This window comes from Bradyrhizobium sp. AUGA SZCCT0160 (genome assembly GCF_018130105.1).
Taxonomy (GTDB): Bacteria; Pseudomonadota; Alphaproteobacteria; order Rhizobiales; family Xanthobacteraceae; genus Bradyrhizobium.
In genome coordinates this window covers 129,688-151,011 of the sequence record NZ_JAFCMD010000013.1, presented here as the reverse complement: position 1 = coordinate 151,011, position 21,324 = coordinate 129,688, and the positions used below count along the sequence as shown (strand labels likewise).

The window sequence follows — 21,324 nt, the reverse complement described above, 5'->3', positions numbered from 1 at the left end:
AAGCCCGCCGGTGCAAATCGGCGGGCTTTTTGTTGCCAGCACCTCATCACGAGGCAATGGCTTTGTCGGTCGGCTTCGAAACGCTGAAATTCTTTCGCAGCGTCGGCTTGTGAATCTTTCCCGTCGCGTTGCGCGGCAGGGCGTCGACGAACTCGATCAGCCGCGGGCATTTGAACCGCGCCAGATTGGCCTGGCAGTGCGCGTGGATATCGTCGGCCGAAAGCGTATGGCCGGGCTTCACGGCCACGATCGCCATGCCGACTTCGCCCCATTGCTCGTTCGGGATGCCGATCACGGCGGCTTCGGCGATGGCCGTCAATTGATGCAGCACGCTCTCGACCTCGGCCGGATAGACGTTCTCGCCGCCGGAAATGTACATGTCCTTCCATCGATCGACGATGTAGTAGAAACCCTCTTCGTCGACGCGCGTGGCGTCGCCGGTATGCAGCCAGCCGTCGGTGAAGGATGATTGATTGGCGTCCGGCCGGTTCCAGTAGCCGGGCGTGACGTTCGGTCCCTTGACCCAGAGTTCACCGAGCTCGCCGACATCGGCGTCTGACCCATCAGGGCGAACGATCCGCACTTCCGTATGCAGCACCGGCTTGCCGGAGGAGCCGGCCTTGCGCGCGGCATCCTCCTTGTCAAGCGTCAGCACCGCGGGGCTGGTCTCGGTCATGCCGTACCCCTGCTGCAAGGCGACGCCGCGGGCTTCCCATATTTTCAACAGCGGCACCGGCATCGGCGCGCCGCCGACACCGCCGATCACGAGCCGGCTGAAATCGGCTGCGGCAAACGACGGGTGCTGCGACATGAACTGGTAGATCGCAGGCACGCCGAAGAACTGGTTGATGCCTTGCGCGGGATCGCTGATCAATTGCAGCGCAAGCCCAGGATCGAACGCGCGCATGATCAGCACGGTGCCGCCGGCGTGGAGCACGGGATTGGTGTAGCAATTCAGCCCGCCGGTGTGGAACAGCGGCAGCACCGTGAGCAGCACCGACGACGGCGAGATGTACGCGGGACCGCCGAGATTGACGCAATTCCAGAGCGTCATGCCGTGGGTGATGATCGCGCCCTTCGGCTGGCCCGTAGTGCCCGAGGTGTACATGATGGTCGAGATGTCATCGAGCGTGACCATCTCCGCGCGATCGAGCGGCTTTGACGCGGCGATCGCCGCTTCATAGGAGCCACCCGGACCAAGCAGCAATGCCGATGAAACGTTGCAGAGTTTGGCGACCGATAGCGCGACCTCGGCAAGATCGGTGTCGTGGATCATGACCTTTGGCGAGGCGTCGCCGACAATGAACTGCAGCTCGGGAACGGTGAGGCGGGTGTTGAGCGGCAGGAACACGGCGCCGATCCGGAAGCAGGCGAACTGCACCTCCAGCGTATCTGATGTGTTCAGCGCCAGCACCGCGACCCGGTCGCCGCGCGCGATCTTGAGTTTGTCGCGCAGATGGGTGGCGAGCAGCGAGATCCGCGCATCAAACTCCGCATAGGAAAGCCGGCGCTGGCTGGCGAGGTCGATCGCCGCGATTTTATCCGGCGTGCGGCGGCCGAAATGGGCGATCCAGTCGTAATAGCGGACGGACAAGGCTTCCTCCTGACGTCGCGCGTGCGCGTTGCACCCGCGGTCTCGTGTGCGATTGAGTCAGACTCTGAGGGCGAGGGAGCGAGCCACTTCACGAACCCCGCAGCAATTCGCTGATCACGTTGAACTGGTTGTCGCGAAATTCGACCATGTAGCCGTCCTTGATGGGGCGATAGTCTTTCGGTGAGGTGTTGAGCTTGACGCCCGGCATCAAGAGCGGCAGTTGCACATCCCTGAGGTTGGCGGCCTGCGCCATGATGTTCTCGCGGCTCAGATCGTTCTTGCACTGCTCCAGCACCACCACCAGCGCTTGGGCGACCATGTAGCCATATCCGGCGGCGAAATTCGCCGGATCGACATTCGGCACCCGCGCCTTCATGAATTCGCGGTAGGCGATCAGGTCGGGATCTTTGGAGTCGGCCGCATAGGGCTTTAGCGATCCGACCGACATGATGCCGCTCGCGGCCTCCAAGCCCGCCGGCACCATCACGGTTTCCTTGTTGGCGCAGCCCGAGGAGATGAAGCGCATCGGACGCCAGCCGGTCTCATAGGCTTTGCGGATCGCCTGCGCGCAGGCGCGCGGCGTCACGCTGTAGATCAGGAAAACGTCGGCCTTGGTATTGGCAAGGGTGAGGATCTGCGAATCCACGCTGGGATCGGCGACTTCGAAGCTCGATGCCAGCGCGATCGCCTTGTCGGCGTCGGCCCCAAGCGCCTCTTTCACGCCGCGCAAATAATCCTTCCCGGCGTCGTCGTTCTGGTAAAGGATCGCAAAGCGTGCATTGGGATTTTTGGCGCGCGCATAGCGCACGTCGATGCCGGCTTCCTCGACGTAATTCGGCGCCCAGGGCAGCGCCATCAGCCAGGGCTGGTTGACCGGATCGTTCCATTTCGACGCGGATGAGATCAGGAACAGGTGCGGCACCTTGGCGCTGTTGAGGTACTTTGCGGTCGCCGAACTCGGCGCGGTGCCCATGGTGCCGAACATGAAGGCGACGTTGTCGCTTTCGACCAGCCGCCGCGTCGCCTCGACCGTCTTCGGCGGCGAGAAGCCGTCGTCAAGCGAGACCATGTTGAGCTTGCGCCCGTTGACGCCGCCCTTCTCGTTGACCATGTCGAAATAGCCGGCAAAGGCCTTGCCGACGACGCTGAGCGCCGAGGCCGGGCCGCTATACGGCATGATGTTGCCGAACTTGATTTCGGTAGCGGTGATGCCGGGCTGTTGCGCGAAGGCAGCTGACGATGCGACGAGCGACAGCGCGAGGAAAATGGCCGGGACAGATTGGCTCCATCGGATCATGCTTCATCTCCCCGGCGTTTTGCCGATTTTGTGTTATTGCTTTTTTGCAGAAGGCTAGGGCATGGCCGGGGAACCGGTCTTGCGTTGAGTCGCCAGCCGCTCAACGCAAGTTTACGCAGGCCGATTCAGGGCATCGTGATTCCATCGGGAGGACGGCATGCAGGAGCGGACAACGGCGAACAGCCCGTTTTACAACGCGGATCACGAAGCGTTTCGCGACGTGATGCGGCGCTTTGTGACGCGTGAGATCGAGCCCTATGCCCATGAATGGGACGAAGCCGGCGAGTTTCCGCGCGCGCTTTACGCCAAGGCGGCCGAGATCGGCCTGCTGGGGCTCGGTTTCCCCGAGGAATATGGCGGCGTCGCTGCCGACCAGTTCATGAAAATCGTGGCCTCGCAGGAACTCGCGCGCGCCGGCGCTGGCGGTGTCTCCTCCAGCCTGATGAGCCACACCATCGGCGCGCCGCCGATCGCGCGTGCCGCCCGCGCCGAAATCAAGGCGCGGGTGCTGCCGGAGGTGCTGTCCGGCAAGAAGATATCGGCGCTGGCGATCACCGAGCCGAGCGGCGGCTCCGACGTCGCCAATCTGCGCACCAAGGCGCGCCGCGACGGCGATCATTACGTCGTCAGCGGCGAGAAGACGTTTATCACCTCCGGCATGCGGGCCGATTATCTCACGGTCGCCGTGCGCACCGGCGGTGAGGGCGCCGGCGGCGTCAGCTTGCTCCTGATCGAGGGCGATACGCCAGGGCTGTCGCGCACCAAACTCAAGAAGATGGGCTGGTGGGCGTCGGATACAGCGACGCTGCATTTCGACGAATGCCGTGTGCCGGTCGAAAACCTGCTCGGCGAGGAAGGTCAGGGCTTCAAGCTGATCATGCATAATTTTAACAGCGAACGGATGGGCATGGCGGCGAGCTGTACGGCCTATGCGCGCGTCTGCGTCGAGGAGGCAATTGCCTACGCCAGGGAGCGCCACACCTTTGGCAAACCGATCGCGCAGCACCAGGTGATCCGCCACAAGCTGGTCGACATGGCGCAAAAAGTCGCGGCCTCGCAAGCGATGCTGGAGATGCTGGCATGGCGGCTCGGACAGGGCGAAAGCCCGGTCGCCGAGATCTGCATGATGAAGAACCAGGCGACCCAGACCATGGCGTTCTGCGCCTCTGAAGCCGTGCAGATTTTCGGCGGCGCCGGCTTCATGCGGGGCATCAAGGTCGAGCGCATCTACCGCGAGGTAAAGGTCAACGCGATCGGCGGCGGCACGGAGGAGATCATGAAGGATCTGGCGTCGAGGCAGATGGGATTGTGAGAGATACGCTCGCACTTCCGTCATTCCGGGGCGGGAGCGAAGCGAGCGAGCCCGGAATCCATAACCACGATCGAGAGTATGGATTCCGGGCCTGCGCCAAGTGGCGCATCCCGGAATGACGAGGGATAGACTGACAAAATGCTCTTCACCGCCGACCACGACGAACCCCGTCGTATCCTGCAAAAATTCATCGCCGCCGAGATCAATCCCTTCGTCGACGAATGGGAGGAGGCCGGACAGTTTCCCTCGCACGCGCTGTTCAAGAAGCTCGGCAATCTCGGCTTTCTCGGGCTCAACAAGCCCGTGGAGTTTGGCGGGCAGGGGCTCGATTACAGCTACGCGCTGATGATGGCCGAAGAGCTCGGCGCCATCCATTGCGGCGGCGTGCCGATGGCGATCGGGGTCCAGACTGACATGGCCACCCCGGCGCTGGCTCGGTTCGGTTCCGATGAAGTGCGTCGTGAATTTTTGGCGCCCGCGATCGCGGGCGATGCGGTCGCCTGCATTGGTGTGTCCGAACCGGGCGCCGGCTCCGATGTCGCCTCGATCAAGACCAATGCGCGCTCGGATGGCGACGATTACGTCATCAATGGCGGCAAGATGTGGATCACCAATGGCGTAAAGGCGGACTGGATTTGCCTGCTCGCCAATACCAGCGATGGGCAGGTGCATCGCAACAAGTCGCTGATCTGCGTGCCCATGAAAACCAAGGGTGTCGAGGTCGCGCGAAAACTCGACAAAATGGGCATGCGCTCTTCCGACACCGCGCAGATTTTCTTCGACAATGTCAGGGTGCCGAAGCGCAACCGCATCGGCGAGGAGGGCAAGGGTTTTACGTACCAGATGGTGCAGTTCCAGGAAGAGCGGCTGTGGGGCGCCGCGGCGTGCCTGAAGGCGCATGAGTACATTATCGCCGAGACGATCGAATATACCCGCAACCGAAAAGCGTTCGGCAAGACCCTCCTCGACAACCAGGTGGTTCATTTCAAGCTTGCGGAAATGCAGACCGAGGTCGAGCTGTTGCGGGCGCTGATCTACCGCGCTGCCGAGGCGCTGATCGCGGGCGAGGACGTCACGCGTCTTGCGACCATGGCAAAGCTCAAGGCCGGACGGCTGGGACGCGAACTCACCGATGCCTGTTTGCAATTCTGGGGCGGCATGGGCTTTATGAACGAAACACACGTCAGCCGCGCCTATCGCGACAGCCGCTTGACCTCGATCGGCGGCGGCGCCGATGAAGTGATGCTGACGGTCTTGTGCAAGATGATGGGCACGCTGCCGGGAGCGAAGTAAAATTCAACTTACCGAACCATGAACGGATATCGATATGCTCTATCAGGAGAGCCAGAAGGTCACCGAGCTGAAGCATCGCCTTCAGTCCTTCATGGATCGCCACGTCTATCCGAATGAAGAGCGCTTCTACAAAGAGGCGGAAGAGCTGGGAGCCTGGAAGGTTTTCCCGGTTGTCGAGGAGTTGAAGCCGAAGGCGCGGGAGGCCGGCCTCTGGAACCTGTTCCTGCCGGAGAGCGAACACGGCGCCGGTCTGACCAACCTCGAATACGCGCCGCTGTGCGAAGTCATGGGGCGCTCGCATCTCGCGCCTGAAGTCTTCAACTGTTCGGCGCCCGACACCGGCAACATGGAAGTGCTGGCGCGCTACGGCACGCGCGAGCATCAGGAGCGCTGGCTCAAGCCGCTGCTGGCTGGCGAAATCCGCTCCTGCTTTGCCATGACCGAACCTGCGGTCGCCTCCAGCGACGCCACCAATATCGAGAGTTCCATCCGGCGCGACGGCGATGATTACGTCATCAACGGCCGCAAATGGTACACCACCAACGCGACCGATCCGCGCTGCAAGATCTGCATCTTCATGGGCAAGACCGATCGCGATAATCCGGATCGCCATCGCCAGCAGTCGATGATCCTGGTGCCGATGGACACGCCAGGCGTCAAGGTGCTGCGGTCTATCCCGGTGTTCGGGTTCTATGGCGTGCCTGACAGGGCCTCGGAAGTGGTGTTCGAGAATGTCCGCGTGCCCGCCACCAACATGCTGCTTGGTGAGGGCCGCGGCTTCGAAATCGCACAGGGGCGTCTCGGTCCCGGCCGTATCCATCACTGCATGCGGTTGATCGGGCTCGCCGAACGGACGCTGGAAAAGATGTGCGTCCGCACCAGAAGCCGGGTTGCGTTCGGCAAGCCGGTTTCGGAGCAGACCGTCACGCAGGAACGAATTGCGGAATCGCGCATCATGATCGAGCAGTCACGGCTCCTTACGCTCAACGCGGCGCACATGATGGATACTGTCGGTAACCGGGCGGCCAAGGCCGAGATCGCGATGATCAAGGTCGCGGTGCCCAACATGGCGTGCCAGGTGATCGATTGGGCCATTCAGGCCCATGGCGGCGGCGGCACCAGCAACGATTTCGGCCTGGCTGCGGCCTATGCTACGGCTCGCCTGCTCCGCCTCGCCGACGGTCCGGACGAGGTTCATCGCAACCAGATTGCCCGCCTCGAACTGCGCAAGCACAGCAATGCCTGAGGCGCGGCGCCAAGATGATATTGCGGGCGCCGCTTCGGCGCCCCAAACTGGCCTGAATCGAAATTGAGGGGAAACGCCTGATGATCACGCTTTATCACTGCGACGGAGCGCGCTCGTTCCGCCCGCTCTGGATGCTGGAAGAGCTCGGGCTGCCCTATGAGCTCAAGATGCTGCCGTTTCCGCCGCGGGTGTTCGCCAAGGAATATCTCGCGATCAATCCGCTCGGCACCATTCCCTTCATGGTCGATGGCGATACCAAAATGACGGAATCGTCCGGCATCTGCCACTACATCGGCACCAGATATGGCCCGACGCCGCTGATCGTCGGGCCCGACGAGCCGGCCTATGGCGCATTCCTGAACTGGATGTATTTTTCTGACGCCACGCTGACCTTTCCGCAAACGCTGGTGCTGAGATACAGCCAGCTCGAGCCGGAGGAGCGCCGCAATCCGCAGGTGGCGGGGGATTATGCAAAATGGTTCCTCGGGCGGCTGCGGGCCGTGGAAGCCGCCACCGGCAAGTCAGAAACGCTCTGCGCGGACCGCTTTACCGCCGCCGATATCGCCAACGGTTATGCGTTGCGGTTGGCCGGAAATATCGGGCTGGCCAAGGATTTCGGGCCCAATGTCGCAGCCTATTGGGCGCGGTTGCAGGCGCGTGACGGTTATAAGCGGGCGGTGGCCGCGGAACAGAAGGCTGGCGTCGAGCAGAATGTGGCGCCGCGGGTTCGGGGCTGATTAGAAACGCAGTCATTCCGGGATGGTGCGCGAGCACCAGACCCGGAATCTCGAGATTCCCCGATGCGCAATTGCGCATCTGAGGTTCGCTTCGCGCCCCGGAATGACGTCGTTTGCGTCCGTGACAGCCCCCCAATTTCCGCTATGGTTGCCCCATCGCAGCGGCCCAAGAGCCGCGCGAGGAGGATGCACCATGGACGACATCGGCCGCAAATCGGGCCATCTGATGCTGATCACTCCGGAGCGCGTGTTTTACGCGGGCCTGCTCGGCCGGCCGCGGGAACGCTGCTCGGGTGCGTTCAACATCTATGTCGCGATCGAAGGCGGGTTGTGGCTCACCACATCAGATGGTCGTGAGAGCCATGCCGAGATGGTCGCGATGCTGCCGAACACAGGGCATACCATCGCCAGCGACTATCGTTCGGTGCTGAGCGTCGTGATCGAGCCGGAAAGCGTTTGTCCCGGCGTGCTCGAAGACCTCGCCGCGCGGCTGTCGGGGCCTGAAGGCAAAGCCTTTGCCGACCGCATTCGCGCCGCCTATCTCGCCTTGCGCGAGCATCATGCGGGCGACGATTTCTCCAGCGCCGAGTTCGACTTTCTGTGCCTTGGCGAAGCCTTGCCGCAGCGCGTGCTCGATCCACGCGTGGCCCGCGCGATTGTGCAGATCGGAAAATTCTGCGGCGAACCGGTGACGGCCGCAAGCTGCGCCGCGGAGGCAGGCCTCTCGCCGTCGCGCTTCCTGCATCTGTTCAAGGAAGAGACCGGAATCTCGTTCCGCTCGTTCCGCGCCTGGAAGCGGGCGCGGCATTTGCTGCACTTCGCCAACCAGGACATCAACCTCGCGCATCTCGCGCAGGATATCGGCTATCCCGACTCCACGCATTTCAGCCACTCGATCCGCCGCTTCTACGGCTTGAAGCCGCGCGCGATCTTTTCCGGCTCGCGCGACTTGGCGATCTACCGCAGCAATCGCACCGGCGGCGCCAATAGCGGGTGGACGCAAGAAGCGGGTTGATGCGGGCCGCATGATCGCCAGCGCATGATCCGGAAAAGTGTGAAGCGGTTCTCCGAACAGATCATACGCCAAAACAAGGGCGACTTCCGCCCATTCTTGAAGGCTGATCCATGAGCGACAAGGCCGTCATTACCTGTGCGCTGAACGGCGTGCTGACCGACCCGAAACAGCACAACGTGCCTGTGACGCCCGAACAGATGGCGCGCGAGGCCAAGGCTGCCTTCAACGCCGGCGCCAGCATCATGCACATCCATCTGCGTCAGCAGGAGGCGGGCAAGGGCCATCTGCCGTCATGGGACGTCAGCGTTAGCAAAGAGATTCAGCAGGCGGTGCGCGAGGCCTGTCCCGGTGTCATCATCAACCACACCACCGGCACCTCGGGTCCGAACTATGGCGGCGCGCTCGATTGCGTGCGCGAGACCAAGCCGGAGATCGCGGCCTGCAACGCCGGGTCGCTGAATTACCTCAAGGTGAAATCCGACAACACCTGGGCCTGGCCGCCGATGATGTTCGATAACGCGGTCGAGAAGGTGCAGGACTATCTCGACGTGATGAAGGTCGCGGGCACGATTCCGGAGTTCGAATGCTTCGATGTCGGCATCGTGCGTTGTGTCGGTATGTACCGGCAGACCGGCATGTATTCAGGGCCGCTGGAGTATAATTTCGTGATGGGCGTCGCGTCCGGCATGCCGGCCGATCCGGATCTGCTGCCGATCCTGCTCAAGCTCAAATTGCCGGAAGCGCACTGGCAGGTCACGGCCATTGGCCGCGCCGAAATCTGGCCGCTGCACCAGCGCTGCGCCGATCTCGGCGGTCATTTGCGCACCGGGCTGGAGGACACGTTCTATCTCGCCGACGGCACCAAGGTGACCTCCAATGGCCAATTGATCGAAGCGATCGCCGCCTGCGCCCGCCGCGCTGGCAGGGAGATCGCCAGCCCCGCTGAGGCACGGCAGATATTTGGGACGAGGCATTAATTGTCGTTCCGGGGCGATGCGAAGCATCGAACCCGGAACCTCGAGATTCCGGGTTCGTCCTTCGGACGCCCCGGAATGACGACCAGGAACATTTATGGCCATCATCGAATCGACCATCGCCCCAAGCAGCACCGGCTACAAGGCCAACCGCGACGGCATGCTGGCGCTGATCGCGCGCATGCGCGGGCTTGAGGAGCGGACGCGCGCCGCCTCCGCTGCCGCCAAGGACCGCTTTCACAAACGCGGGCAGTTGTTGCCGCGCGAGCGCGTCGCGCTGGTGCTCGATCCCGGCGCGCCCTTCATCGAATTGATGACGCTGGCGGGCTACATGTTCGACGTGCCGGATGCCGACAAGAGCATCCCGGGCGGCGGGGCGATCGCCGGCATCGGGTTCGTCGCCGGCATCCGCTGCATGGTCAGCGCCAATGATTCCGGCATCGACGCCGGCGCGTTGCAGCCTTACGGCCTCGACAAGACCTTGCGCGTGCAGGAACTGGCGCTGGAGAACAAGCTGCCCTACGTGCAACTGGTCGAAAGCGCCGGCGCCAATCTACTGCGCTACCGCGTTGAGGATTTTATCCGTGGCGGCAATATCTTTCGCAACCTGGCCAGGCTGTCGGCGGCGGGCTTGCCGGTCGTCACGGTGACGCATGGTTCGTCTACCGCGGGCGGTGCTTATCAGACCGGGCTCTCCGACTACATCGTGATGGTGCGCGGCCGCACCCGCGCCTTCCTCGCCGGACCGCCGCTGCTCAAGGCCGCGACGGGCGAGATCGCGACCGAGGAAGAGCTTGGCGGTGCCGAGATGCACACCTCGATTTCCGGCCTCGGCGATTATCTCGCCGAGGACGACCGCGACGCGCTGCGCATCGCGCGCGACATCATGACCAACATGCAGTGGGACCGGCCAAAACCGGCTGAAACCTCGTATCGGCCGCCCCGCTATGACGCGGAGGAATTGCTTGGCATCATGCCGATGGACCACAAGCGTCCGGTCGACATGCGTCAGGCGATCGCGCGCTTCATCGACGATTCCGATTTCACCGAATTCGGCAGCAGTTACGGCCCCGCCACCATCTGCGGCCACGCCCGCATCGAGGGGCAGGCGATCGGCATCATCACCAATAACGGTCCCCTCGACGTGCCCGGCGCCAACAAGGCGACGCACTTCATCCAGGCCTGCTGCCAGTCGCGCACGCCGCTTTTGTATATGAACAACACCACCGGCTACATGGTAGGCAAGGCTTACGAAGAAGCCGGCATGATCAAGCACGGCTCCAAGATGATCCAGGCGGTGACCTCGGCCACCGTGCCGCAGATCACCATCTATTGCGGCGCCTCGTTCGGCGCCGGCAATTACGGCATGTGCGGGCGCGGCTTCCATCCGCGCTTCTGCTTCTCCTGGCCCAACGCCAAGACCGCCGTGATGGGCGGCGAGCAGGCGGCGGAGACGATGGCGATCGTCACCGAAGCAGCGGCTGCGCGGCGTGGCAAGCCGATCGAGAAGGAAAAGCTGGAGGCGATGAAGGCGCAGATAACAGGCGTGTTCGACGGCCAGATGGACGTGTTCTCGACCTCGGCACGCGTGCTCGATGACGGCGTGATCGATCCGCGCGATACCCGCAGCATCTTGTCCGAGGTGCTGGCGATCTGTCGCGAGGCGGAGGCGCGGCAACCCCAGCGCATGCAATTCTCGGTCGCGCGGCCATGACTGTCATGAAGCCGACGCCTTTCTTCAAAATCCTGATCGCCAACCGCGGCGAGATCGCGCTGCGCATCATGCGCACCGCGCGCCGCCTCGGCTATGGCGTGGTTGCGGTCTATTCGGATGCCGACCGCGACGCGCTGCATGTCCGCGAAGCGGATCAAGCCGTGCGGATCGGTGAGGCGCTGCCGACGCAATCCTATTTGCGGATTGAGGCGATCATCGCGGCGGCCAAAGCCAGTGGCGCCACGGCGGTGCATCCTGGCTACGGCTTCCTCGCCGAGAACGAAGATTTTGCGCAAGCCTGCCGCGACGCTGGGCTGGTGTTCATCGGTCCGTCGCCGGAAGCGATCCGGGCGATGGGCAACAAGGCCGGCGCCAAGGAGATCATGGAAAAGGCCGGCGTGCCCTGCGTGCCCGGCTATCAGGGCGCGGATCAGAGCGACGCCGTGATGCTGGCGGAAGCCAATAAGATCGGCTTTCCCGTGATGATCAAGGCGGTGGCGGGCGGCGGCGGGCGCGGCATGCGGCTCGTGGCCGACGCCGCGGCATTTCCGGATGCACTGCGCAGCGCACGGTCGGAGGCGCAGGGCGCGTTCGGCGATCCCACAGTCATTTTGGAACGCGCCATCGTCAATCCCCGCCATATCGAAATTCAGGTGTTCGGCGATCGCTACCGTAACGCCGTCCATCTCGGTGAGCGCGATTGCTCGGTGCAGCGGCGGCACCAGAAGCTGATCGAGGAGGCGCCGTCGCCGGCGGTGTCGCCGAAGCTGCGGGCGCGGATGGGCGCCGTTGCGGTGTCAGCCGTCAAGGCGATCGGCTATGAGGGCGCCGGCACGCTGGAATTCCTGCTCGATGGCAGCGGCGAGTTCTATTTCATGGAAATGAACACGCGGCTGCAGGTCGAGCATCCCGTCACCGAAGCGATCACGGGCCTCGATCTGGTCGAACTGCAACTGCGCGTCGCCAGCGGCGAGCCGCTTGGGCTGGTACAGGAAGACATCAAATTCTCCGGTCATGCCATCGAGGTGCGGCTGTGTTCGGAAGATGCCGGCCATGATTTCATGCCGCAATCCGGCACGATGGCGTTGTGGCAGATGCCGGACGGTATCCGGGTCGAACATGCGCTGCAATCCGGTTCCGAGATTCCGCCGTTCTACGATTCGATGATCGCGAAGATCATCAGCCATGGCGCCACCCGCGATGAAGCCCGGGGCAAGCTGATCGTCGGTCTGGAGCAGGTGGCTGCATTCGGCGTCACCACCAATCAGGGCTTTCTGATTTCATGCCTGCGCCATCCCGGTTTTGCCGCGGGCGAGGCGACCACGGCGTTCATCGGCAGCCACCGCGATGAATTGCTGGCGCCGCGCAAGGATGCAGCTTCGGATGCCGAGCTTGCGGCGTTGCTGTTGTATGTCACCGATCCCTCGGCGCCGAAGTGGAAGCCCGGACGTTCGCTGGCGGCGGCGTTCCCGGTTCCCGTTCGTGTCGAGATCGGCGGCGCGGTCCATGAGATCGAGATCGTGCGCGAGCGTGACGGCAGCTATCGCGGGCTCAACAACACGCTCTATCGAATCGAAGTTCACGCCGTCGACGGCGACACCATCCGCTTCAGCCGCGACGGTCTTGCGGAGTCCGTCAAATTCCTGCGTGACCGGGATCGGCTCTATTTCCTGCACCGCGGTGCCACGATTGCGGTCCGCGATTTGACGCTGGCCGCGCCGGTGTCAGCCGCGGCCAGCGGCGGCGACGGCAAGGTGAGGGCGGCGATGAACGGCCGCGTTGTCGCCGTGCTGGTCAAGCCGGGCGAGCAGGTCACGGCCGGCCAGCCTGTCATGACGCTGGAAGCGATGAAGATGGAGCATGTGCATACCGCGGGTGTTGCGGGCACAGTCGCGGCCATCGATGTCGCCGAGGGCGAGCAGGTGACGACGGGGAAGATCGTGGTGGAGATCGAGGCGGTGGCCTGATTTTACCTTCCAATAGTGGAGCATTTTCCGCGCTTCAAGCGTAAGCTGCCCAAAATCGTCACGCATTGGAGACGCTAATGAGCGGCGTAAGCTGGAAACTGGACGACGACTTCAAGACGGTAACGATCACGTTCCCTTCCACCCCGCCAGTTGCAATAAAAATGGATGCCGACGGTGCCGGCCGGATGATGCAAGACCTTGGAGAGTTTCGAGCCCGGATGAAGCCGGAAACTCCCTCGACTTACCAGACCGGCCAGAAGTGCGAGGCTGTGCCGTATCCGGCTTGGCGCACCGAGCCCGAGCTGATGCAGGGCAATACCGTTCTTCATATCCGGGATTCCCGGTTTGGCTGGCTCCACTACATGTTCTCGAAGGAGGACACGCAGAAGCTGATTACTCAGCTGCAGGCCCAGCTCAACGCCCGCCCTGAAACGCAATCGAGCAAGTTGAACTGATCCGCCGCAGTAGCGTAGGGTCCCAATATGGGTTTGCGGTAACGTAACTTCCCTCTTGGAATCATAGATGACGCGAAGCGTTTGGTTGTTGTTGCTCTCGGCGTTGATAACGATACTGAGCGTGCAGGGGTATCTGTGGGCACGGGGTATCAGGCCCTCGAAAAGGAACAGCCTCTGGGAGCACCTTACTTGGGAGATGATTCCCAAGGATGAGCAGACTTCAAATTATGTAAGACAGAGACTTTTGGGAGTCATTTTGGTGCTCCCGACAACTGTGCTGCTCCTGAATCTTATCTTCGAAGGTAGCAATTCTGTGGTCGTACAGGTGCTCGTTCTATTGTTCGTGCCGCATCGTGTCTAGGTTGACTCATTCCGCCCGCCCAGTCCCCTCATTGAGCCAGCACGCTACCTTATGCCGCGCGCCGGCATCAAGCAGCGACGGCCGTTCGACCTTGCAGCGGTCCATCACGTAGCGGCAGCGGGTGTGGAAGGCGCAGCCCGACGGCGGGTTGATCGGGCTTGGCACGTCGCCGTCGATCATGGGCGCGAGCTTCTTCGCCTTGGGATTGGCGACCGGCACCGAGGCCAGCAGCGCCTGCGTATAGGGATGGCGCGGGTTGGCGAACAACTCGGTCTTGTCGGCGATCTCGACGATGCGCCCGAGATACATCACGGCGACGCGGTGGCTGATATGGGCTACCACGGCGAGGTCATGAGCGATGAACAAATAGGAAAAATTGTTCTTGCGCTGCAGGTCGATCAGCAGGTTGATCACCTGCGCCTGGATCGAGACGTCGAGCGCGGACACCGGCTCGTCGCAGACGATCAGGCTCGGCCCCAATGATAACGCTCGCGCGATGCAGATGCGCTGCCGCTGTCCGCCGGAGAACTGATGCGGATAGTTCTTCATCTGGTCCGCGCGCAGGCCGACCTGGGCGAACAGTTCGGCGACCCGTTCCTGCTGCTTGGCGCCGGTGGCGAGGCCGTGGACGCCGAGCGGCTCGCCGACGATGTCGCCGGCGGTCATGCGCGGATTGAGCGAAGCGAACGGATCCTGGAATACGATCTGCATCGAGCGCCGATGCGGGCGCAGATCCGTCTTGCTGAGGTTGGTGATGTCGGTGCCATTAAGCTTGATGGCGCCGCTGGTCGGTTCCACCAGCCGCAACACGCTGCGCGCCACCGTCGACTTGCCGCAGCCGGACTCGCCGACCAGCCCCAGCGTCTCGCCCTTGCCGACCGAGAAGCTGACGCCGTCGACCGAATGCACGGTGCCGATGCGCCGGCGCAGGATGCCGCCGCGCACCGGGTAATGTTTGACGAGGTCGGTAACCTCCAAGAGGGGCGCTCTGTCGGTCATATCGCGGCCACCATTTCCGCCGCGCGCCAGCACGCCGCAAAATGATTATCGCCGAAATCCTTGAGCGGCGGATATTCTGCGCGGCAGCGGTCGATTGCGAACGGACAGCGCGGCGCAAAGGCGCAGCCCGGCGGCAAATTGGTCAGCGACGGCACCATGCCGGGAATTTCGTTCAACCTGACATCCTCTTTCGCGCCAAGCGAAATCACCGCCGGCATCGAGGCCATCAGGCCGCGGGTGTAGGGATGCCGTGGATTCTCGAACAGCGCCTCGACAGTGGCCTCCTCGACCTTCTTGCCGGCATACATCACGATCACGCGCTGCGCGGTCTGGGCAACCACGCCGAGATCGTGGGTGATCAGGATCAGGCCGGTGCCGAGCGTCTTCTGCAGATCGACGATCAGCGCCAGGATCTGCGCCTGGATCGTGACGTCGAGCGCGGTGGTCGGCTCGTCCGCGATCAACAGCGCCGGGCGACACGCCAGCGCCATCGCGATCATCGCGCGCTGGCGCATGCCGCCGGAAAGCTGGTGCGGATATTCCTGCGCGCGCCGCTCCGGCTCGGGAATCCGGACGAGGCGCAGCATCTCGACCGCCTTCGCCCACGCTTCCTTCGCCGTCATGTCCTGGTGCAGGCGCACCACCTCGGTGATCTGGTCGCCGATCCGCATCACTGGATTGAGCGAGGTCATCGGCTCCTGGAAGATCATCGACATCCGGTTGCCGCGGATCTTGCGCATGTCCGCTTCGTCGATGCCGAGCAAATCAGTGCCTTCGAGCGTCACCGAGCCGCCGACGATCCGGCCCGGCGGGTCCGGCACCAGGCGCATGATCGACAGCGCGCTGACGCTCTTGCCGCAGCCGGATTCGCCGACGATCGCCAGCGTCTCGCCGCGGCGAACGTGGAAAGAGACGTCATCGACCGCCCGGAACAGGCCCGAATTGGTGAAGAACACCGTCTGCAGGTTCTTCACGTCGAGAACCGTGTCTTCCGCCCCGATCCCGTTCATCAGCCGCGCTGCCTCGGGTCGAGGATATCGCGCAGTGCGTCGCCGAACAGATTGGTGCCGAACACCGCAAGGCTGATCGCGACGCCGGGGAAGATCACCAGCCATGGCGCGGTGCGGACATATTCCGCCGCCGATTCCGACAGCATGCGGCCCCAGGACGGATAGGGTTCGGGAATGCCGAGGCCGAGAAACGACAGCGAGGCTTCGGTGAGAATGGTGGAACCGAGCTGCGCGGTCGCCAGCACGATCAGCGGCGCCAGCGTGTTCGGCAGCACGTGGCGGATCGCGATGCGCCTTTCGCTCATGCCGATCGACTTGGCGGCTTCGACGAACGGCAGTTCGCGCAAGGCCAGCGTGTTAGCGCGGATCACGCGGGCCACCGTCGGGATCAGCGGGATCGCAATCGCGATGATGACGTTCGGCAGCGACGGCCCCAGGGCCGCCGTCATCACCAGCGCCAGCACCAGCAGCGGCAGGGCCTGCAAGATGTCGGTCACGCGCTGGAACAGCAGATCGACCCAGCCCGAGAGATAGCCGGAGACGAGGCCGACGATGACGCCGAGCGTCGAGCCCAGCAGCGTGGCGCCGATGCCGACGGCGAGCGAAATCCGGGCGCCATGGACGATCCGGCTCCAGACATCGCGGCCGAATGAATCGGTGCCCAGCCAATGCACGGCATCGGGCGCCGCCAGCCGGTGCGTGGAATCGACGCTGAGCGGACTGAAGCGGCAGATCAAGTCGGCCGATATCGCCACCCAGACGAACATTATCATGATGAAGAGGCCGATGGTGCCGAGCATGTAGCGTTGCGCGAGAAACGTCAGCCGGCGCCAGCCATGCGTCGAATGGGCGCCGGCGCGTTTCAGTTCGCTATCGTAATTGACTACAGCCAAACCTGAATCTCCTAATCCCCGTAGCGGATGCGCGGATCGATCGCGGCATACAGCAAGTCGACGGTGAAGTTGGCGAACACCACGACGACCGCGATCAGCATCACGAGGTTCTGCACGATCGGGTAGTCGCGCCAGCGCAGCGCCTCGACCAGGAAGCGGGCGATGCCCGGGATATTGAACACGGTTTCGGTGACGATCAGCCCGCCGATCAGGAAAGCGGCCTCGATGCCGATCACGGTGATGACGGGCAGGATGGCGTTCTTCAGCGCATGGCGGTAATTGACCGAATTCTCCGAGGCGCCCTTGGCGCGCGCGGTGCGGATGAAATCCTGGCGCAGGATTTCCAGCATCGAGGAGCGCGTGATACGCATCGTCAGCGCGGCGCTGCGAAAGCCGACCGCCATCGCCGGCACGGCGTAGATGGCGATCGCTTCGGTCCAGGTTTTCGGATTGGGGTTGAAGATCGGCATGGTTCCGAACATCGAAACCGACGCCATCAGGATCAGCAGTCCGAGCCAGAACGAGGGCAGCGACAGCCCGCTCAGGCTGACGATACGCAGGGCATAATCAAGCCGGGTGCCCTGGTGAACGGCGCTGATGACGCCGAGGGGAATGCCGATCGCTGCGGAGAACAGCAGTGCCAGGCCCGCCAGCCGCGCCGTGATCGGAATTCGCGGCAGGATCTCCTGCAGCGCCGGTTTTTCCGACACATAGGAATAGCCGAGATCGCCGTGCAGCAACCCGCCGATCCAGCGGAAATACTGCACCACGATCGGGTCGCTGAGACCGAGTTCCTTTTCCAGATTGGCCTTGTCGGCGGGATCAACAAAGCCGGCTGCGTCGAACAGGATGTCGACGATATTGCCGGGAACGACGCGCAGCAGCACGAAGATGATGATCGAGATCCCGATCAGGGTCACGAACATCAACGCGAGGCGTCGCACGATATAAGCAAACACCTGGCTATTCTCCCTGGCCGGCCGACGTTATGGCGGACGCTACTTGTCCATCCATACATCCTCGTAACGATAGCCGTTATAGGAGCTGTTCACCATGATGGTGATGCCCTTGACGTAGGGCTGCCAGCACGAACCCGAGCGGCCGTGGTAGATGATCGGGCGGGCGACGTCTTCCTGCAGCTTCTTGTCGATCTCCCAGACGATTTTCTTGCGCTTGGCGACGTCGGTTTCCTGGGATTGCTCGCCGAACAGCTTTTCGATGTCCTTGTTGCAGTAGTTGGTGTAGTTGCGCTCCGAGCCGCAGGAATAGTTCTCGTAGAACGACTGGTCGGGATCGTCGACCGCATTGCCGGTCAAATTGAGGCCGAGCGCATAATCCTTGCGCGCGACTTTCGAGAACCAGTTCGCCGTCTCGACCACGTCAAGCTCGCCATCGATATAGATGCTCTTGAGCTGATCGATCAGGATGATGGCGGGGTCGCGATAGATCGGAATATTGCGCGTTGCGACCTTGACCGCGAGCCGCTTGTCCGGCCCAAAGCCCGCCTTCTGCATCAGCTTGCGCGCTTCTTCCCGGTTGGCGTTGATGTCGGGCCCGTAGCCCGGGATCGTCTCCAGCATCTCTTTCGGCATTGCCCACAACCCGCCCGGGGCGGGAAGCATGGTGCCGCCGATATCGGCCTGTCCCTCGAACAGGATCGAGATGAACGCCTTGCGGTCGATCGCCAGCGCCATCGCGCGGCGGATATCCAGGCTGTCAAACGGCGGCGAGGACGAGTTGACGATGATGTTGGTCGAGACGTTGATCGGTTCGACGACGCACACGGCGTTCGGCGACTGCTTCTTGACGTCCTTGAGCAGCGGGATCGAGACCTCGGTCGGGAAGGTCATGTCGAACTGGCCGGAGATAAAGCCGAGAATCGCGGTCGACCGGTTGGTGATGATGGTGAATTCGATGCCGTCGAGATGCGGCAGGCCCTTCTTCCAGTAATCCGGGTTGCGCGTCAGCTTGATCGATTCGTTGGCCTTGAACTCGACGAACTTGAACGGACCGGTGCCGGTCGGCTTGGTACGCATGTCGCCGGCCGAGACGTGGCAGGGATAGACCGGTGTATAGCCGGAGGCGAGCAGCGCCAGCAGCGCCGGCTGCGGCCGCTTCAGGTTGAACGACGCCTCGAAATCGCCTGACGTGGTGACGTCGACGACCTCGTCGTACCAGGATTTTCGCGGGTTCTTGCGGAACTTCTGCTGCGACTTGCCCATCAGCATGTCGAAGGTGCATTTGACGTCCGCGGAGGTGAACGGCTTGCCGTCGTGCCACTTGACGCCCTGCCGCAGCTTGAAGGTGAGCTTCTTCTTGTCGCCGCTCCAGGCCCAGCTTTCCGCAAGATCCGGGACGATCGATTCCATGGAGTTCTGCGGGACGTCCTGCTTGTAGATCACGAGGTTGTTGAAAACCGGCATGAAGGGAATGTTGACCGAATAGGTCGCTTCCTCGTGGATTGAAGCGCTGGCCGGGCTGTCGCGGTGATAGACCTTGAGAATGCCGCCCTGCTTGGGCTCGCCTGCCGATGCAACATGGTAGGCCGGCAGCAATAACAACGCCGCGACGGCAAGCGTTCGCACGCTCCGCATGGTGTCCCCTCCCGAGAATGTTCGGTCTCAATGGCCGATTACCACCGACGATAGCATGACCATCCTGCCGGGCAACCGGCCAAGTCCGGGCGGATGTTGGCAATTCGAACTAATAGTCCGTGTGGTGGAACTGACCCGACTTTTGCGGCGATTTGCACGGAAATGGGTCAGCAATTGCCGCCGTCGTTGCGACGCACACAAGATAATCGCGCCATAATGCCTCACCCGAGCATTCGTGCCGTCACATTCCCTCATATTTCGCATCAACGCGGCCCCGCGTTTGCCGATCAGCGCCACTCACACGATCCGCGAGGTCTTGTTGCCCCAGTAGCGGTCGCGCAGCAGGCGCTTGTAGAGTTTGCCGGTGGGCAGCCGCGGCAGTTCTTTCTCGAAATCGATCGAGCGCGGCACTTTTTGGCGAGACAGCGACTGGCTGCAGAACGCGATCAGTTCCTCCGCGAGATCCGGCCCCGGCGAAACGCCGGGCATCGGCTGCACCACCGCCTTTACTTCCTCGCCCAGATCCGGATTGGGCACGCCGAACACCGCGGCGTCCGCGATCTTGGGATGAGTGATCAGCAAATTCTCGCATTCCTGCGGGTAGATGTTGACGCCGCCGGAGATGATCATGAAGGTCGCGCGGTCGGTGAGATAGAGGAAGCCGTCATTGTCGACATAACCGACATCGCCCACCGTACTCATGCTGCCGTCCGCCGAGCGAGCTTCCTTTGTCTTGGCCGGATCGCAAAAATATTCGAACGGGGTGGCGGTCTTGAACCACACCGTGCCCGGCGTGCCGACGGGAACGGCCTGCATGTTCTCGTCGAGAATATGCAGATCGCCGAGCAGCACCTTACCCACGGTGCCGCGATGGGCCAGCCACTCCTCGCTGTTGCAGGAGGTAAAGCCGAGCCCTTCGGTGGCGCCGTAATATTCGTGGATGATCGGCCCCCACCATTTGATGATGTCGTCCTTGACCGCCGCCGGACAGGGCGCTGCGGCATGGATCGCGATCTCGAGCGACGACAGATCGTATCGGTTGCGCGCCTCCTCGGGCAGCTTGAGCATGCGCGAGAACATCGTCGGCACCAGCTGGGTGTGCGTGATGCCCCATTTAGGGACCAGCGAGAGATAATGCTCCGGATCGAACCGTTCCATGATGACGGCGGTGCCGCCCATCTTGATCGTCAGGTTGACGGCGGCCTGCGGCGCCGAGTGGTAGAGCGGCGCCGGCGACAGATAGATCATGCCCTCGCGGTATTGCCAGATCTTCACCAGGAAATCGAACAGCGGCAAATTCTGATCGGCCGGAAGTTCCGGCAGCGGGCGCAGAATTCCCTTCGGCCGACCGGTGGTGCCGGAGGAATAGAGCATCGCGGTGCCGACGCATTCATCCGGTATCGGCGTGTGCGGCATATCAGCCGTCACTTGCTGCAGGCCGACGATGCGGTCGCTTTCGTGCCAATTTTCTCCTTGGCCATCGGCGACGATACAAAGCTCCACCTGCGGGCATTCCTGCAACGCCTCGCGCGCGACATCGAGTTTTTCCCGAGAGGTGATCAGGATGCGCGACTGGCTGTTGGTCAGGATGTAGGCAAGCTCGCTCGCGGTGAGGTAGGAGTTCACGCAGGTGTAATAGAGGCCCGAGCGCTCGCCGGCGCCGCAGGCTTCGAGATAGCGGCTGTTGTTCTCCATGAAGATCGAATAGTGGTCGAGCCGCTTCAGGCCACGCTGCCGGAACAGATGCGCCAGCCGGTTGGAGCGCGCGTCGAGTTCGCGATAGGTGACGGTCTCGCCGGTGCCGGCCATGATGAAGGCGGGCTGCAGGGGGCGAAGTTTTACATGCTTGCCGGTGTACATTCC

The 21,324-nt window shown here is 62.7% G+C and carries 17 protein-coding genes; 9 read left to right on the top strand and 8 right to left on the bottom strand.

Going from position 1 to position 21,324, the window contains the following annotated elements; all coding sequences use genetic code 11:
* Positions 1-46: 46 nt before the first annotated feature.
* Complete coding sequence (locus tag JQ558_RS21485; protein ID WP_212294907.1) at positions 47-1,594, bottom strand: long-chain fatty acid--CoA ligase; 1,548 nt, start codon at positions 1,592-1,594, stop codon at positions 47-49.
* An 88-nt stretch (positions 1,595-1,682) separates the two neighbouring features.
* The gene (locus tag JQ558_RS21480) at positions 1,683-2,891 is read right to left on the bottom strand and encodes an ABC transporter substrate-binding protein (RefSeq protein ID WP_212274124.1); all 1,209 of its coding nucleotides are present in this window, start codon (positions 2,889-2,891) and stop codon (positions 1,683-1,685) included.
* A 157-nt stretch (positions 2,892-3,048) separates the two neighbouring features.
* Here JQ558_RS21480 and JQ558_RS21475 point away from each other — a divergent pair, with 157 nt between their 5' ends.
* The 9 genes from JQ558_RS21475 to JQ558_RS21435 all read left to right on the top strand — a co-directional run bounded on the left by JQ558_RS21475 (position 3,049) and on the right by JQ558_RS21435 (position 13,604).
* Complete coding sequence (locus tag JQ558_RS21475; RefSeq protein ID WP_212294905.1) at positions 3,049-4,203, top strand: acyl-CoA dehydrogenase family protein; 1,155 nt, start codon at positions 3,049-3,051, stop codon at positions 4,201-4,203.
* Positions 4,204-4,341: 138 nt separating this feature from the next.
* A complete protein-coding gene (locus JQ558_RS21470) occupies positions 4,342-5,496 on the top strand; it encodes an acyl-CoA dehydrogenase family protein (RefSeq protein ID WP_212294903.1) in 1,155 nt (384 codons plus the stop codon).
* Positions 5,497-5,530: 34 nt separating this feature from the next.
* Complete coding sequence (locus tag JQ558_RS21465; RefSeq protein ID WP_212213325.1) at positions 5,531-6,742, top strand: acyl-CoA dehydrogenase family protein; 1,212 nt, start codon at positions 5,531-5,533, stop codon at positions 6,740-6,742.
* Positions 6,743-6,822: 80 nt separating this feature from the next.
* A complete protein-coding gene (locus JQ558_RS21460) occupies positions 6,823-7,479 on the top strand; it encodes a glutathione S-transferase family protein (protein WP_212294901.1) in 657 nt (218 codons plus the stop codon).
* A gap of 193 nt (positions 7,480-7,672) precedes the next feature.
* Positions 7,673-8,494: an AraC family transcriptional regulator gene (locus tag JQ558_RS21455; RefSeq protein WP_212294899.1), complete on the top strand. Its 822-nt coding sequence runs from the start codon at positions 7,673-7,675 to the stop codon at positions 8,492-8,494.
* Between the two features lie 110 nt (positions 8,495-8,604).
* Positions 8,605-9,471: a 3-keto-5-aminohexanoate cleavage protein gene (locus JQ558_RS21450; RefSeq protein WP_212294897.1), complete on the top strand. Its 867-nt coding sequence runs from the start codon at positions 8,605-8,607 to the stop codon at positions 9,469-9,471.
* Between the two features lie 94 nt (positions 9,472-9,565).
* Positions 9,566-11,182 (top strand): acyl-CoA carboxylase subunit beta, encoded by a 1,617-nt coding sequence (locus tag JQ558_RS21445; protein ID WP_212294895.1) that lies wholly within the window; start codon positions 9,566-9,568, stop codon positions 11,180-11,182.
* Between the two features lie 5 nt (positions 11,183-11,187).
* Positions 11,188-13,149, top strand: coding sequence for an acetyl-CoA carboxylase biotin carboxylase subunit (locus JQ558_RS21440; RefSeq protein ID WP_212294894.1), 1,962 nt, complete (start codon positions 11,188-11,190; stop codon positions 13,147-13,149).
* Between the two features lie 77 nt (positions 13,150-13,226).
* Positions 13,227-13,604 carry a hypothetical protein gene (locus JQ558_RS21435; RefSeq protein ID WP_212294892.1) on the top strand — a complete coding sequence of 126 codons (378 nt, stop codon included), beginning with the start codon at positions 13,227-13,229 and terminating at the stop codon, positions 13,602-13,604.
* Between the two features lie 367 nt (positions 13,605-13,971).
* Here the strand turns inward: JQ558_RS21435 and JQ558_RS21430 are convergent, their stop codons facing one another.
* The 6 genes from JQ558_RS21430 to JQ558_RS21405 all read right to left on the bottom strand — a co-directional run bounded on the left by JQ558_RS21430 (position 13,972) and on the right by JQ558_RS21405 (position 21,321).
* Complete coding sequence (locus tag JQ558_RS21430) at positions 13,972-14,964, bottom strand: ABC transporter ATP-binding protein (RefSeq protein WP_212294891.1); 993 nt, start codon at positions 14,962-14,964, stop codon at positions 13,972-13,974.
* The gene (locus JQ558_RS21425) at positions 14,961-15,974 is read right to left on the bottom strand and encodes an ABC transporter ATP-binding protein (protein ID WP_212294889.1); all 1,014 of its coding nucleotides are present in this window, start codon (positions 15,972-15,974) and stop codon (positions 14,961-14,963) included. Before JQ558_RS21425 ends, JQ558_RS21430 begins: the two co-directional genes overlap by 4 nt.
* The gene (locus JQ558_RS21420; protein ID WP_212294887.1) at positions 15,974-16,867 is read right to left on the bottom strand and encodes an ABC transporter permease; all 894 of its coding nucleotides are present in this window, start codon (positions 16,865-16,867) and stop codon (positions 15,974-15,976) included. Before JQ558_RS21420 ends, JQ558_RS21425 begins: the two co-directional genes overlap by 1 nt.
* Positions 16,868-16,878: 11 nt before the next feature.
* Entirely contained in the window at positions 16,879-17,826 is a 948-nt protein-coding gene (locus JQ558_RS38155; protein ID WP_212000847.1) for an ABC transporter permease, read from the bottom strand.
* A 39-nt stretch (positions 17,827-17,865) separates the two neighbouring features.
* Positions 17,866-19,461, bottom strand: a complete 1,596-nt coding sequence (locus tag JQ558_RS21410) for an ABC transporter substrate-binding protein (protein WP_212274133.1) — start codon at positions 19,459-19,461, stop codon at positions 17,866-17,868.
* A 297-nt stretch (positions 19,462-19,758) separates the two neighbouring features.
* On the bottom strand, positions 19,759-21,321 hold the full coding sequence (locus JQ558_RS21405; protein WP_212294885.1) for an AMP-binding protein: 1,563 nt from the start codon (positions 21,319-21,321) through the stop codon (positions 19,759-19,761).
* Between the last annotated feature and the right edge of the window lie 3 nt (positions 21,322-21,324).

Excerpts from the sequence above, each read along its gene's own strand:
- JQ558_RS21460 (WP_212294901.1), top strand. The coding sequence starts at position 6,823 with ATGATCACGCTTTATCACTGCGACGGAGCGCGCTCGTTCCGCCCGCTC.
- JQ558_RS21405 (WP_212294885.1), bottom strand. The coding sequence starts at position 21,321 with ATGTACACCGGCAAGCATGTAAAACTTCGCCCCCTGCAGCCCGCCTTC.
- JQ558_RS21470 (WP_212294903.1), top strand. The coding sequence starts at position 4,342 with ATGCTCTTCACCGCCGACCACGACGAACCCCGTCGTATCCTGCAAAAA.
- JQ558_RS21450 (WP_212294897.1), top strand. The coding sequence starts at position 8,605 with ATGAGCGACAAGGCCGTCATTACCTGTGCGCTGAACGGCGTGCTGACC.
- JQ558_RS21440 (WP_212294894.1), top strand. The coding sequence starts at position 11,188 with ATGAAGCCGACGCCTTTCTTCAAAATCCTGATCGCCAACCGCGGCGAG.
- JQ558_RS21455 (WP_212294899.1), top strand. The coding sequence starts at position 7,673 with ATGGACGACATCGGCCGCAAATCGGGCCATCTGATGCTGATCACTCCG.
- JQ558_RS21465 (WP_212213325.1), top strand. The coding sequence starts at position 5,531 with ATGCTCTATCAGGAGAGCCAGAAGGTCACCGAGCTGAAGCATCGCCTT.
- JQ558_RS21425 (WP_212294889.1), bottom strand. The coding sequence starts at position 15,974 with ATGAACGGGATCGGGGCGGAAGACACGGTTCTCGACGTGAAGAACCTG.
- JQ558_RS21445 (WP_212294895.1), top strand. The coding sequence starts at position 9,566 with ATGGCCATCATCGAATCGACCATCGCCCCAAGCAGCACCGGCTACAAG.
- JQ558_RS21480 (WP_212274124.1), bottom strand. The coding sequence starts at position 2,891 with ATGATCCGATGGAGCCAATCTGTCCCGGCCATTTTCCTCGCGCTGTCG.
- JQ558_RS21435 (WP_212294892.1), top strand. The coding sequence starts at position 13,227 with ATGAGCGGCGTAAGCTGGAAACTGGACGACGACTTCAAGACGGTAACG.
- JQ558_RS21475 (WP_212294905.1), top strand. The coding sequence starts at position 3,049 with ATGCAGGAGCGGACAACGGCGAACAGCCCGTTTTACAACGCGGATCAC.
- JQ558_RS21410 (WP_212274133.1), bottom strand. The coding sequence starts at position 19,461 with ATGCGGAGCGTGCGAACGCTTGCCGTCGCGGCGTTGTTATTGCTGCCG.
- JQ558_RS21430 (WP_212294891.1), bottom strand. The coding sequence starts at position 14,964 with ATGACCGACAGAGCGCCCCTCTTGGAGGTTACCGACCTCGTCAAACAT.